General features: G+C 34.0%; 11 protein-coding genes. 5 read left to right on the top strand and 6 right to left on the bottom strand.

Features of this window, described 5'->3' with window-relative positions; genetic code table 11:
• Positions 1-21: 21 nt before the first annotated feature.
• The 3 genes from Q9Q97_RS00320 to Q9Q97_RS00310 are packed head-to-tail and all read left to right on the top strand — an operon-like array spanning position 22 to position 2,589.
• On the top strand, positions 22-747 hold the full coding sequence (locus tag Q9Q97_RS00320; RefSeq protein ID WP_306153282.1) for a polyprenol monophosphomannose synthase: 726 nt from the start codon (positions 22-24) through the stop codon (positions 745-747).
• Between the two features lie 9 nt (positions 748-756).
• On the top strand, positions 757-2,097 hold the full coding sequence (locus tag Q9Q97_RS00315; protein ID WP_306153280.1) for a dihydroorotase: 1,341 nt from the start codon (positions 757-759) through the stop codon (positions 2,095-2,097).
• A 9-nt stretch (positions 2,098-2,106) separates the two neighbouring features.
• Positions 2,107-2,589 (top strand): DUF4296 domain-containing protein, encoded by a 483-nt coding sequence (locus tag Q9Q97_RS00310; protein WP_306153278.1) that lies wholly within the window; start codon positions 2,107-2,109, stop codon positions 2,587-2,589.
• On the opposite strand, the gene Q9Q97_RS00305 is transcribed toward Q9Q97_RS00310, so the two are convergent.
• Together Q9Q97_RS00305 and Q9Q97_RS00300 are read right to left on the bottom strand one after the other, a co-directional pair.
• On the bottom strand, positions 2,584-3,585 hold the full coding sequence (locus tag Q9Q97_RS00305) for an NAD-dependent epimerase/dehydratase family protein (RefSeq protein WP_306153276.1): 1,002 nt from the start codon (positions 3,583-3,585) through the stop codon (positions 2,584-2,586). The two genes, Q9Q97_RS00310 and Q9Q97_RS00305, sit on opposite strands and share 6 nt — an antisense overlap.
• 238 nt (positions 3,586-3,823) lie before the next feature.
• Positions 3,824-5,059 carry an outer membrane beta-barrel protein gene (locus Q9Q97_RS00300; RefSeq protein ID WP_306153274.1) on the bottom strand — a complete coding sequence of 412 codons (1,236 nt, stop codon included), beginning with the start codon at positions 5,057-5,059 and terminating at the stop codon, positions 3,824-3,826.
• Between the two features lie 308 nt (positions 5,060-5,367).
• Between Q9Q97_RS00300 and tyrS the strand changes: the two genes are divergently transcribed.
• Both tyrS and Q9Q97_RS00290 read left to right on the top strand, forming a co-directional pair.
• Complete coding sequence (gene tyrS, locus Q9Q97_RS00295) at positions 5,368-6,663, top strand: tyrosine--tRNA ligase (protein WP_306153272.1); 1,296 nt, start codon at positions 5,368-5,370, stop codon at positions 6,661-6,663.
• Between the two features lie 143 nt (positions 6,664-6,806).
• On the top strand, positions 6,807-7,151 hold the full coding sequence (locus Q9Q97_RS00290; RefSeq protein ID WP_306153270.1) for a hypothetical protein: 345 nt from the start codon (positions 6,807-6,809) through the stop codon (positions 7,149-7,151).
• Positions 7,152-7,165: 14 nt separating this feature from the next.
• Here Q9Q97_RS00290 and Q9Q97_RS00285 read toward each other — a convergent pair whose 3' ends face one another.
• The 4 genes from Q9Q97_RS00285 to Q9Q97_RS00270 form a co-directional block, all read right to left on the bottom strand.
• Positions 7,166-8,146 carry an acyl transferase gene (locus tag Q9Q97_RS00285; protein WP_306154840.1) on the bottom strand — a complete coding sequence of 327 codons (981 nt, stop codon included), beginning with the start codon at positions 8,144-8,146 and terminating at the stop codon, positions 7,166-7,168.
• Between the two features lie 172 nt (positions 8,147-8,318).
• Positions 8,319-8,657: a T9SS type A sorting domain-containing protein gene (locus tag Q9Q97_RS00280; RefSeq protein WP_306153268.1), complete on the bottom strand. Its 339-nt coding sequence runs from the start codon at positions 8,655-8,657 to the stop codon at positions 8,319-8,321.
• A gap of 216 nt (positions 8,658-8,873) precedes the next feature.
• A complete protein-coding gene (locus tag Q9Q97_RS00275; protein ID WP_306153267.1) occupies positions 8,874-10,001 on the bottom strand; it encodes a hypothetical protein in 1,128 nt (375 codons plus the stop codon).
• 206 nt (positions 10,002-10,207) lie between these two features.
• On the bottom strand, positions 10,208-12,982 hold the full coding sequence (locus tag Q9Q97_RS00270) for a TonB-dependent receptor (protein ID WP_306153265.1): 2,775 nt from the start codon (positions 12,980-12,982) through the stop codon (positions 10,208-10,210).
• Positions 12,983-13,049 lie beyond the last annotated feature (67 nt).

Below are 13,049 nucleotides of genomic sequence, written 5' to 3'. Positions count from 1 at the left end.
CGGTGAAATTACCGAGAAAAAATGAATGATAGTATTGTCATAATTCCCACATATAACGAAATTGAAAATATAGAAAGTATAGTAAGAGCTGTACTTTCGCAGCATAAATCTTTTCATCTGCTGATTATTGATGATAATTCTCCCGATCATACTGCTAAAAAAGTGATCGCTTTACAGGAAGAATTTCCAGGGAAACTTTTTTTAGAACAAAGAACCAAAAAATCAGGATTAGGAACCGCGTATGTTCACGGCTTTAAATGGGCTTTGGAACGTGACTATCAATTTGTTTTTGAGATGGATGCCGATTTTTCGCATAATCCAAATGATTTAGAGAAATTGTATGATGCTTGCCATTTTGGTGGAGCAGATCTTGCTATTGGATCTCGTTACGTAACGGGAGTAAATGTGGTAAACTGGCCTTTAAGTCGAGTTTTGATGTCTTATTTTGCATCTGTTTACGTGAAGTTTATCACCGGAATGAAGATTCACGACGCTACCGCGGGTTTTGTTTGCTATAAAAGAGAGGTTTTAGAAAAAATCAATCTGAACAAAATAAAATTTGTCGGCTACGCGTTTCAAATTGAGATGAAGTACAGAACTTATTGTGCTAAATTTCAAATTACCGAAGTCCCAATTATTTTTACAGATAGAACAAAAGGAGTTTCTAAAATGAGCAATGCTATTATTAAAGAAGCTATACTTGGAGTGATTTCACTTCGATTAAGAAAATTAGTCAATTCATTATAAACCACTAAGATGAACAGGATTTTAATAAAAAATGCCAAAATTGTAAACGAAGGGACAATTTTTGAAGGTGATGTTTTAATTGAAAACGATTTGATTGTTGAAATTGCAGATAGCATTTCATTAAAAACTTCAGATTGTATCGTAATCGATGCTGAAGGAAATTATTTGATGCCGGGCGCCATAGATGACCAAGTGCATTTTAGAGAACCAGGATTGACTCACAAAGGAGATATCGAATCAGAATCTCGCGCGGCGGTTGCGGGGGGAATCACTTCTTTTATCGAACAACCGAATACAGTTCCTAATGCGGTTACACAAGAAATCTTAGAAGATAAATATCAGATTGCATCTCAGAAATCATTTGCGAATTATTCGTTTATGATGGGAGCAACCAATGATAATTTGGAAGAAGTTTTAAAAACGAATCCGAAAAATGTTGCTGGAATTAAAATTTTCTTGGGTTCATCAACAGGAAATATGCTGGTTGACAATGAAGCGGTTTTGGAGAAGATTTTTTCTAGCACGCCAATGTTAATTGCGGTTCACTGCGAAGACGAAACTACAATTAAAAATAATCTTGCTGCTTTTAAAGAGCAATACGGAGAAGATGTTCCAGTAACAGCGCACAACTTAATAAGAAGTGAAGAAGCTTGTTATATTTCGTCTTCAAAAGCTGTGGCGCTGGCAAAACGTACTGGGGCGAGATTGCATATTTTCCATCTTTCAACTGCGAAAGAAATGGAATTGTTTACGAATAAAATTCCTTTAGAAGAAAAGAAAATCACCGCTGAGGTTTGCGTGCACCACCTTTGGTTTACTGATGAAGATTATAAAACAAAAGGAAATTTCATTAAATGGAATCCAGCTGTTAAAACAGCAGAAGATCGTGCAGAACTTTGGAAAGCATTAAATGACGGAAGAATTGACGTAATTGCAACCGATCATGCTCCTCATACCAAAGAAGAAAAACAGCAGTCTTACTTAAACGCTCCTTCTGGCGGTCCGCTAGTGCAGCATGCCGTTGTGGCGATGTTTGAAGCGCATCACCAAGGAAAAATCAGCGTGGAGAAAATTGTAGAGAAAATGTGCCATAATCCGGCTAAACTTTTCAAGATCGAAAAAAGAGGTTTTATTAAAGAAGGTTATTATGCCGATTTAGTTATTGTAAATCCAAGTTTGCCTTGGAGTGTAAATCAAGACAATATTTTAGCAAAATGCGGTTGGTCTCCTTTTGAAGGTTATACTTTTAGGTCGAGAATTACGCATACTTTCGTAAATGGAGAGTTGCTTTATAATAACTTCAAAGTAAAAGATTCTAAAGCTGGAAAAAGATTATTATTTGACAGATAAAAAACGATTATGAAGAATCTTATAGTAATACTATTGGTTTTATTTCTTTCTATCAGCTGTAAAAAAGAGGTTGTAAAACAGCCTGCAAAGCTTATTGAGAAAGAGAAGATGATCGATATTATGTATGATTTATCTCTTTTGGAAGCAATGAGATATCAGAAACCATTGTCTTTGGATTCGATAGAAAATGATCCGACTAAGTTTATTTTGAAAAAATACAAAGTAGACAGTCTTCAATTTGCTCAAAACAATATGTATTATGCCTCTGATTATGATAATTATAAAGACATGTTTGATGAGGTAAATAAAAGAATTTCTGTAAACCAGAGAGCGGCAGATTCTTTAGCTAAAATTGATGAGAAAAAAGCAGCTAAGGAAAATAAAAAGAAAGCCGCAGCAGTCTCCAAAGATTCTGTGAAAAAGACAATTCCTAAGGTAAATATCGATTCTATAAAAAGAGCTCAGATGGAAAACAGAAAGAAGAAACTATAGTTTAGAGCTTTCTTTAATATAATGATGAATATCAGTAAAAACCGTTCCTAGAGCGGTTTTTATTTTTTCGTTACTATACAGATTCTTTGAGTAAGAAGCTTTTGCCGTTGCTTTTGTAATACTTCTTTTTCTAAAAAATAAAGTAGAAAATATTCCGTCAGTAATCCATAATACATTCATCAGGAAAGGCTTGGCGTGAATGTGTGGTCGCTTTACTTTTAAAACATCTGAAATTGTGTCCAAAAGATTTTTAAAAACGATATTATCCGCGATAAGGGTAAAGCGTTCGTTTTTAATTTCGCTTTTCATCAGTTCATAACTTGTTTTTACTATATCATCAATAGAAATAAAACCAGTACTTCCTAGCGTATAGAACGAAAGTCCATTAGAAACCTTTCGATAGATTTCGCTACTTCCTTCGTCAAAAATATCCATCATTTTAGGCGGACCCAAAATAACGCCCGGATTTACAATAATGACATTTAATCCTTCCTGATGTGCGCGCCAGACCTCCATTTCGGCACCGTATTTAGAAATAGCGTAATCGCTATGCGGTTTCTCTGGGTTCCAATCTGTTTCTTCGGTAATGTGTGTTTCGTGAGGAGCAATATCGCCTAAAGCGGCAATCGAACTGATATAGCAAAATTTTTCTATTTCTTTCGCAATAGCAAAATTGACCATATTGGCAGTTCCTTCGATATTGGTTTTTCTAAGGTTTTCTTCGTCTTTTGGTTCAAACGAAATAAAAGCAGCGCAATGGTATACCTGTTTGATATCGATAAAAGCGGTTTCAAGTGAAGGTACATCTAGAATATCGGCTTCAAGCCAATTGATTTTTTCAAATAAGTGTCCTTTTTTATAAAAATCAAAAACCGATTTTGTTTTCTGAATATTGTTTTGGGTTCTGTAAATTGCCCGAACATTTTCTCCATTTTCAATTAAATGAAGCAATAAATGTGCGCCTACTAAACCAGTTCCTCCAGTTACTAATATCATGTTGTAAAGATAAGTTTTTGGTTGGAAGGTGCAAAGTTGCAGAGAGACAAAGTTGCAAAGGTTTTTTTGTTTTTTTTGCCACGAAGGCGTAAAGACTCGAAGTTTTGTTTTTTTAGCCACGAATTACACAAATTACCCCGATTTTCCTTTTAATAAAATGAAATTACAATTCGAGAAATTTGTGTAATTCGTGGCGAATATTTGTGTCTTTGCGTCTTTGTGCCAATTTTTAAGTCCCTTAAAAGAAAGTATATCCGAAAACAAAATCAATTGCTCCGTATTTAGCAGAAAAACTGTCGTAGTCAGATAATAATTCTTTTTTGCTATTTGCTCTGATTTCTATACTAAATTTATCTTTGAAGTTGTAACCGACTCCAAAAGCAAAATTAGAATCTGTGTTGCTTTCCTGCTCTAAATTGTTGTCAAATGAAATGCTGGCTTTTCCGTTTATTTCTAAGGAATAAGCGGCGTTGATAAAGATTTTTGAATTATTATTTAAGAAAAAATAATGACGTAAACCAATAGGAAGTTGAACGCTTGAGTACTTTATCTCGACATAACGAACTTTCTCTGGAGAACCCGCAAAAGTACCTGGTCTGCTATAGGTTATATTATTTTCATATTTCTGATAAGCCGGATTTATAAACAGGCTCCATTTGTTTTTGTTGAATGGCATTACGTATTCTAATTCTGCACCTATTTTAAAATTGGTTTTATTATCCAGATCAACATCTTTTGAAGGTACATCTCCGTCATTCATCGTCATGGAAATTAAGCTAACTTGCGGTGTTATTTTTAAGTGTAATTTACCGTTTCGTGTTTTTAATTCGTCATTGTTTTCGGTATTGGCATCTATATTATTGTATTTTATGAAATACTTTACAAGTTGAGGTTTTTTATATTGCAGGCTTTCAATGTCTCTGTCTGATGTATTAGATGCTCGTACATTATTATTTAATTGTTGTTTGTAATAATTGTTTTCCTGTAAGTTTCCTGTTGACATTCCATCTTTTGATTCAATATATTTTAAATGAACCAACTGTTCTAGCGGAATTTTTGGTGTTTCATAAAAATAACGAATCAGATTATCTTCTCTGAAGGAATATAATTTGGCTTCGCCCTGAACCAATATTTTTAGAAAAAGTGTATTTTCTTCCCACACTGGTTTTCCTGTTTGGGAAATTGTTTCAAAATTATCGCTTGAACGATCCATTTTTACTTTGGCTCTTTTGAATGCTGTGTTGTTGTCTATTCCAAATTCCTGAACATTTGCGATGGTTTCTGTTTTTGAATCGTTATCAGTAATATGAATTTTATATCTGAAATCTGTTGGGTTGTTTTTCCAGTCTAAATTTTTGATAAAACATTCTGTTCTTTTCCCGTCGTTAGAAATGAAATATCCTTTTTCAAATGAAATTTGGGCATTAATAAATGTGCAATAAAATAATAAAGTGGTTAGTAAAAATTTTGTCATAGGTAGGTTTCTGGTTTTTTTCAGGCCAAAAGTAAATAATCAGCTGTTAAGATTTTTACGGCTTCCCGTAAATTTTTTTCAATGTATTTTATTTTTGCCACCAAGGGACAAAGACGCAAAGGTTTTTGTTTTTGCTGCCAAGACCCAAAGACTCGAAGTTTTTGTTTTTTTGCCATGAATTACGCGAATTGCGCTATTTTTTTTTGATGCAATTCTTGGGTAAAACTTAGTGTCTTTGCGTCTTTGTGGCATAACATTTTTTTATTGCAATTGACAATCCTTATATTTGCGCAAAATATTTAAAAAAAATGAAGAATCTAGTTGAAGAATTAAAATGGCGCGGGTTATATCATGATAGTATGCCTGGAACGGAAGAGCAATTACTAAAAGAAGCTACCACTGCGTATATCGGTTTTGATCCAACGGCAGATTCACTGCACATCGGAAGCATGGTTCAGATCATTTTATTGGTTCACTTAAAGAATTTCGGGCATAGACCGGTAGCTTTAGTAGGTGGGGCAACAGGAATGATTGGAGATCCTTCTGGTAAATCTGATGAAAGAAACTTGCTTGACGAAGAGGCTTTGGCTAAAAACGTAGCTGGAATCAAGAGCGTTTTGTCTCGTTTCTTAGATTTTAATTCAACCGAAGCAAATGCACCAGTAATGGTAAATAACTACGATTGGATGAAAGAGTTTTCTTTTATCGATTTTGCACGTGAAGTTGGAAAAAGAATCACCGTAAATTATATGATGGCTAAAGATTCTGTAAAAAAGAGATTTAGCGGAGAAGGTGAGGGAATGTCTTTTACAGAGTTTACATATCAATTAATTCAAGGTTACGATTTTTATCATTTATATAAAAACAACAATTGTATTCTGCAAATGGGAGGTTCTGACCAATGGGGTAATATTACCACAGGTACAGAATTAGTTCGTAGAATGGGAGGTGAAAATGCTAAAGCTTACGCTTTAACAACGCCTTTAATCACAAAAGCAGACGGATCTAAATTCGGAAAATCTGAAGGTGGAAATGTTTGGTTAGATGCTGATAAAACTTCGGTTTACAAATTCTACCAATTTTGGGTAAACACTACAGATGCTGACGCTGAGAAATATATTAAAATCTTTACTTTCTTAGATAAAGAAACTATTGACGCCTTAATTGCTGAGCACCAAACGGCTCCGCATTTGAGAGTTTTACAAAAGAAATTGGCAGAAGAAATTACTGTTTTTGTTCACAATCGTGAGGAATTAGAAAAAGCGATTCAGGCTTCGAATATTTTGTTTGGAAATTCTACTGCTGAAGATTTGAAAAAACTGGATGAAGTAACTTTCTTAGAAGTTTTTGACGGAGTTCCGCAAGCTGAAATCGCAAAAGCTGATCTAGAAAACGGATTGGATATTGTTACTGTTTTAAACGAAAAAACAGGTTTCTTTAAATCAAACGGAGAAGCGAGACGCGCTTTAACAGCAAACTCAATTTCTGTAAACAGAGAAAAGATAAAAGAAGATTTTGTTTTAACAGCAAATGATTTAATTAATAATCAGTTTGTGTTGTTGCAGAGCGGAAAGAAAAATTACTTTGTGATTCGCGTTGTTTAATTGTATCGATTAAATAATTAAGCTAAATAAACTAATCCCAATGTTCGAAAGAATATTGGTTTTTTTTATTTTTTAAAATACTGATATTTAAAAGGTAATAGTTTTTTTATTAAGTTTATTCCCTAAAAACTAACTCAACCGATATGATTGGAATTTTACTTATTTACTGGATTTGGAAAGGATTTGCCAATTTGGCTCTTGAATATGATAAGAACAAATGGGGTTATTTTGCTATTGGAATTGTCTCTTATTACGGAGGCACTCTTGTCTCAGGATTTATTGTTGGACTTTTAGCCGTTTTTATTAGTGGTGTGGACAGCGTAAACGATGATAGTTTTACAAATCCAGGCTGGAATATACTTTTTGTGCTTTTCGGTGCTTTGGCTTGCTATGGAGTTTACAGGCTATTGGAAAATAAATGCGAAAAAGAAAAAGAGCTTCAGAAAAAAGAAGGTATTGATAGTATTGGTGTAATTGAGGAGAATTAAGTTTTTAAATTACTTTAAAGAACCATCAAATTACACCCGCGAATATCAGAATTATCAAAACGTCCCAAAACTTCAAAAGAGTTGTTGGGATTTTTTTTACCTAAATCCTGCGTAGCGATAAAAGAACACGAATTGATATTGGCTAAATCGATCACATTGATTCCGCCAGTTTTCCCGTCTTTTACATACGTTAGAGCATCTTCTGGATCGCGAACTAAAATGTTCATCCAAGAAGGGCATTCAAAAACACCTTCGCCTAAAGAATACGCTTGCGCTAAAAGTTCGGTCATGCCATATTCGGAATGAATAGAGGAAACGCCAAAACCTTTGCATAAAATTTCGTGCAATTCTTCCCGAATCATTTCTTTACGCTTTCCTTTCATTCCTCCCGTTTCCATAATAATGGTGTTTTGAAGGTTGAATTGATGCTTTTCGATCAAATCTAATAAAGCGTATGTAACTCCAATTAAGATTACATTTTGGCCCGCTTCGTCTAGTTCAAGAAGTTTTTTGATTAGGTCATCATGGTTGTGCAAATAAAACCCGCTTTCAGGCTGATTGGAGAGTTTTATTAAATCTTCTACCATATAAATTAACGAAGAGCCTTCGCGTTCTAAATAAGACGGCAAAAGGGCTAAAACAACGTAATCTTCGATGTTACCATAAAATTGCGAAAATCCTTTGCGGTAACTTTCCTCATATAGGGAAACATCGGTCACTAAATGTCTGCTGGTAATCATTCCGGTTGTACCGCTGCTGGTAAAAGTTACCTGTGCAGGATCGGTAGTAGAAACTACATCATGACTTTTGAAAAACTGAATGGGTAAAAAAGGAATTTGCTGCAGTGATTTTACCTGCTGCGGATTGACTTTTAAAAAATCACAGAAATCGCGATAGACTTTATTGTTCTCGTGCTGAAAACGAAACACTTTTAGTGCTATTTTTTCAAATTGTTTCTGACTTGAAATGGTAAAGATATCGTTGGCTGTAATCAAAACTTTTTTTTGCAAAGATATTGTTTTTTAGTGTTCAGTGTTCAGTTTTTTGCTTTGAGGTTCAGTGTTCAGTAAGAGCAAAATTTATAGAAATTTAAATTAACTGAACACTAAAGCCTGAACACTGAACACCAAAAAAAAGCTCCCAATAAAAGGAGCTTTTTTCTATATTTTACCGAATAATGAGTTTTCGAGTTGCCGATGCATTCTGTTCGCTTATTTTAATGATGTAAACACCTGGAGGTAGTTCTGAAACACTTAATTCTTTAGAGGCTAAATGCGCTTGCAGTACTTTTTTGCCTAAGATGTCAAATACAATAACTTCCTTCTCTAAATCGTTCTTAGATGATATATAGACTTTTCCGTTTGTTACTGGATTAGGATACAAGCTAAGACCCTCGATAGAAGTAGATTCTTGAGTTTTTGGTAGTTGCTTGGTATCTTGCGCCGAAACGCTTAGAGTAAAGAAAAATGCCAATAAGAAAGTAATATAAAAGTAGTTTTTTGCCATCGCGTATATTTGATTACTGTAAATATACAAAAAAAATTACAAAAAGTACGCCAAAAAAAAACATCCTAAATATTTAGGATGTTTTTAACATTATGTGTTCGAAGTGATTAGAATTCTCTTGACTAAAAGTATATTTTTTAAATATAAACTTTATTAAAATGAAAAAAGCTGTCTGAAATCTTCAGACAGCTTTTTGTATATGGTATTAGAACTTTATTATTTAGTCCAGTTAGCCCAAGTTGGCAAGTCAGCACCAGCACCAGCACCTAGAGCACCAGTAGTTGTTCCTGCTAATTTAGGACCTGTAAAATCTGTTACAGAAGCTCCAAAAGTATAGTTTGTGATAGTAAAGTTACCAGCAGCAAGATTTGCAGTAACACCAGCATCAGCAGATAATTTAGTAAGAGCAGCAGGCATTCCGTTAGCTACATATACGTTTGTGTAAGCTTGTTTTCCACCACCTTCTTTGTAGTTGATTGCTTTTTCGTCAGCTAAGAAAGTAGCACCACCTTTAACGATAGAGATGTTGTTGATTTTAGCGTTAGTCATTGGAACAGCTCCACTTGGATCTTTAGCGTTAGTAGATCCTTCAACACCAGCTTTAGAAACACCGCTAATGTAAACATTAGTAGCAGTACCTTGCCATCCGTCAGCGAAATCTAATGAATCATCATAAGAGTTAATGATTACTAAGTTGTTAGCATTTACAGCTCCACCGAAGAATTCGATACCGTCATCACCACTTTCGAAAGCATAGATGTCAGAAACTACAGTTCCAGAACCAACTCCGAAGAAAGAAACTCCGTTGTATTCTTTTTCAGCAGTATATTTAGATCCTGTGTAAGAAATTTTCAAGAAGTTGATGTTTCCAGAAGAATCTGCATTATCATTACCCCCGTAGCTTAATCCACCTACTTCAGAAGTACCATTGTCTCCAGTGTTTACTTTACCGTTACCAGCGATGATCAATCCACCCCAGTCACTTTGAGCAGGAGTTGCTTTTCCAGATGTCATGATAACTGGTTTAGCAGCAGTACCGTTGATGTTGATTTTAGCATTTCTTTCTACAGCGATATATAAAGAAGTTGCTTCAGCAGTAGCAGAACTTTTGATTACTGTTCCAGCAGGAATTACTAAAGTAGCTCCACCTTTAACAACTAAACCTCCAGTTAATGTATAAGTTTGAGTAGGATCTAAAGTTACTGTACCGTCTTTAATTTCTCCTTTTAAATCGTCAACTTTTAAAACAAAAGAACTGTTGTTCGTGTTTTTGTTATCATCAGAACTACAGCTTGTTAAAGCAAGTCCTAATATTGCAGCCATTGCAAATAAACTTTTTTTCATTTTTGTTGTGTTTTATTGTTTTATTTATTCAAGGCAAAGTAAATGAACATATGTTTTTGCTGAGTTAAGACGATATTAACAATCTATTAAGTATATCGAGGTAAAAACGTCTTGTCTTAATATAAAATTTACATTGCAGTTTTGGACAAAAAAAGGTGATTAGTATATTACCTAATCACCTTTGTAATTTATTGAAAAGCTATTTCTTAGAAAGTATAGTTTAAAGTAAGTCTAAGATCTGAACCTGCTTTGTATGAAGTTACAGTAATATCTCCAACAGATTCTTTTCCTGGAACTTCTCCCTGCTCTTGTACACGTTTAAAAGTTGGGTTCAAAATGTTATTGTAAATAAGACCAATTTTTAAGTTTTTAGTTAAGCTTGAGTTTACGATAAAGTCTAGTTTGTTTACTGCTTTATCTACCATGTTTCCAACTCTTGATGTTCCAATTACTGCTAGTTTATCTGAAAAATAAGAGTAAGATACCGTTGCTGAAATATCTGAGTTTTCTGTAAATTGATTTAAGAATGATAAGTTAGCGTTGGCAAGGAAATTAGAAGCTCCTGTTAGTTTACTTTCTGTAAAAGTAAAGTTAGCTCCAAAATCATTTTCATTGTTTACTTTATCGTTGCTTAGATCTTGGTTTGTGTATAAGTAAGATCCGTTTGCGTCAAAAGTAACTTTTGTTTTTAAATTGTTTTCTTTTTCAATTTCAAAAAGATCTTTTCTGTATTCAAGTTCAACTCCAGCTACTGTTCCTTTGTCTCCTGTATTTGCATAAGAAATATCATTTGAAGAAGAGTTTAAGAACATCTCGTTGATTGGATTTTGAATGATTTTACCAAATGCAGTTACAGAGATTAACTCACTTGCTTTTGGGAAAAATTCCCATCCTAAATCGAAGTTGTAATTTGTTGAAGCATATAATCTTGGGTTTCCTTGGTACGCTTGTGCAACATCTTCGTAAATAATTGGCACTTTTTCTTTAAACTGAGGAAGTGTATAAGTTTTACTTGCAGAGAATTTTAAATTCTGCTTTTCATTTAACGAATACTTAGAAATTAAACTAGGTAAAATGTTAAACTTCGAATCGTTAGAATTTCCACCGCCTGGAACTGTTGTTGTGATAAAGAAAACATCTTGATTTAATTGCTCTAATCTAGCGCCTAAGATTACACTCAATCTTTCAGTTAAAGAATATTGAACATTAACAAATGCAGCATTAATATCTAAATTACCATTGTAAGTTTGGTGAATTCTGTTTGAGTAAGAAGAACCCCAATGTGCTGGATCTAAATAGTTATCTACATGATGGATGTCTTCTTTAGGGAAAGAAATTGTCGTTCTATTTGGGAAGAATGAAAATTGTTGCATGTCATAATCCACATCTTTAAATTTTCCTGAATATCCAACCGTTAATTTTCCTTTGTAAGTATCGTCACTAGCTTTTTTGAAGTTATAAGAAAGTGCAATATTTGCAGCAATTTCATTTTCTTTTAAGTCTTGAAAAAATCTGTGGTTGTTGATATTTGAATTGGTAAAGAAAGTATAGTCAATAGCGTTAGGAGCATATACGAAAGAGTTTTGCATACGATCTGGAATTGCGCTATTAGAAGTACTGTATCCTACTCCCCAGTTAAGATTCAATCTGTCGTTGAATTTAGTTTTTCCTGTTAATTGGTTAACAATTAATTGAGTTCTTTCAAAAGTTCCACGTTTGATGAAACCGCTAATTTGTTGTTGAGCATCTCCACCACCATCAAAATTGATGTTAGTTCCTTCGTATTCGCTATAATCTTGATCACTAGAGTTTAAGAATAAAGAAGTAAAGAAGATAGAGTTTTTGTTATTGATTTTATAATCAGCAGTACCCATAACAGTTGTTGTAGTGTTATGTTTGTAAGCCGTTCTGATAAAATCAGAATAAATATCTCCGTCAGAAGTAATTCCTCCTCTGCTGTAACCTTCAGTAAATTTATTTTTTGCACTAAAAGATCCTGTAACAAAAGCACCAATTGAACTTTCGTCATTTATTTTAAATCTTTTTCCTCCAGATAATGTGTAAAATGCATTCAATACATTTTTGTTTTCTTGTCTATCCCAGCTTGTAGAATAGCTATATGGCAATAATGGAGAGTCTGGAACACCAACTTTTTTAAACCCAGTGTAAGTAGGTCCATCTTGTAGGTAAAAATGATCTTGCGCTAAAACATTTGTGTTTGCGCCAGTACCAATTGAAAAGCTGATAAAAGGTTTTCCGCTGAATTTCTTTGCGCTAATATCGATATTAGCTCCTCCGAAATCCGCATAGTTTTGAGCTTCAAAAGTTTTGCTAATTCCAATATTGTCTACAATGTTTGTAGAGAAAATCTCTAAAAGGATATTTTTGTTTGCTGGGTTGTTTGATGGTAACGGAAGACCATTTAAAGTAGTTACATTGTAACGGTCACCTAATCCTCTTACGAAAACATTTCCAGAATCGTCTTGTTTAGAAACTCCGCTCACTTTCGCAACAGCGTTGGCAACATCGTTAACCCCTTTTCTTGCAATTTCTTCGGCACCAATAGCAGCTTTAAACTGAACGGCATTTTTTTGGTCTAACAATAATGCTGATTCTTTTTGTTTGTTTGCTGCAGCCGATTTTACCACCACATCTTTAAGTGTATAACTTCCTGATGAAAGCCCTTGATTAACCGTTACAGTTTCGTTTGCTTTTACAGCAACAGGAGCTTCTACAGATTCATATCCTAAAAAACTAAAAATTAAAGTATAATTTCCAGGATTAACGCTTAAGGAATATTTTCCATCTACGTCGGTATTTACGCTAATATTTGTACCTTTAACTAAAACATTAGCAAATGGCAGAGCTGCGTTGTTTGAATCTTTATCAGATAAAACGCCAGAAATCGTACCTTTGTTTTGCGCGATCGAAATCGTACAGATAAATAATGCAATAAAGAGAAATCTTAAATTGAATTTCATTTTTTTCAGTGTTGTGTTTGTGTCTTAAATATTTTGGTGCAAAGAAAGAACCACTCTGTGAAGTCCA

It is taken from the genome of Flavobacterium sp. DG2-3, from assembly GCF_030730925.1.
In the GTDB taxonomy this organism is placed as follows: Bacteria; Bacteroidota; Bacteroidia; order Flavobacteriales; family Flavobacteriaceae; genus Flavobacterium.
The sequence above is the reverse complement of the archived record's forward strand: the minus strand, read 5'-3'. Positions and strand labels throughout refer to the sequence as shown.

Excerpts from the sequence above, each read along its gene's own strand:
- Q9Q97_RS00320 (WP_306153282.1), top strand. The coding sequence starts at position 22 with ATGAATGATAGTATTGTCATAATTCCCACATATAACGAAATTGAAAAT.
- Q9Q97_RS00315 (WP_306153280.1), top strand. The coding sequence starts at position 757 with ATGAACAGGATTTTAATAAAAAATGCCAAAATTGTAAACGAAGGGACA.
- Q9Q97_RS00310 (WP_306153278.1), top strand. The coding sequence starts at position 2,107 with ATGAAGAATCTTATAGTAATACTATTGGTTTTATTTCTTTCTATCAGC.
- Q9Q97_RS00305 (WP_306153276.1), bottom strand. The coding sequence starts at position 3,585 with ATGATATTAGTAACTGGAGGAACTGGTTTAGTAGGCGCACATTTATTG.
- Q9Q97_RS00300 (WP_306153274.1), bottom strand. The coding sequence starts at position 5,059 with ATGACAAAATTTTTACTAACCACTTTATTATTTTATTGCACATTTATT.
- tyrS (WP_306153272.1), top strand. The coding sequence starts at position 5,368 with ATGAAGAATCTAGTTGAAGAATTAAAATGGCGCGGGTTATATCATGAT.
- Q9Q97_RS00290 (WP_306153270.1), top strand. The coding sequence starts at position 6,807 with ATGATTGGAATTTTACTTATTTACTGGATTTGGAAAGGATTTGCCAAT.
- Q9Q97_RS00280 (WP_306153268.1), bottom strand. The coding sequence starts at position 8,657 with ATGGCAAAAAACTACTTTTATATTACTTTCTTATTGGCATTTTTCTTT.
- Q9Q97_RS00275 (WP_306153267.1), bottom strand. The coding sequence starts at position 10,001 with ATGAAAAAAAGTTTATTTGCAATGGCTGCAATATTAGGACTTGCTTTA.
- Q9Q97_RS00270 (WP_306153265.1), bottom strand. The coding sequence starts at position 12,982 with ATGAAATTCAATTTAAGATTTCTCTTTATTGCATTATTTATCTGTACG.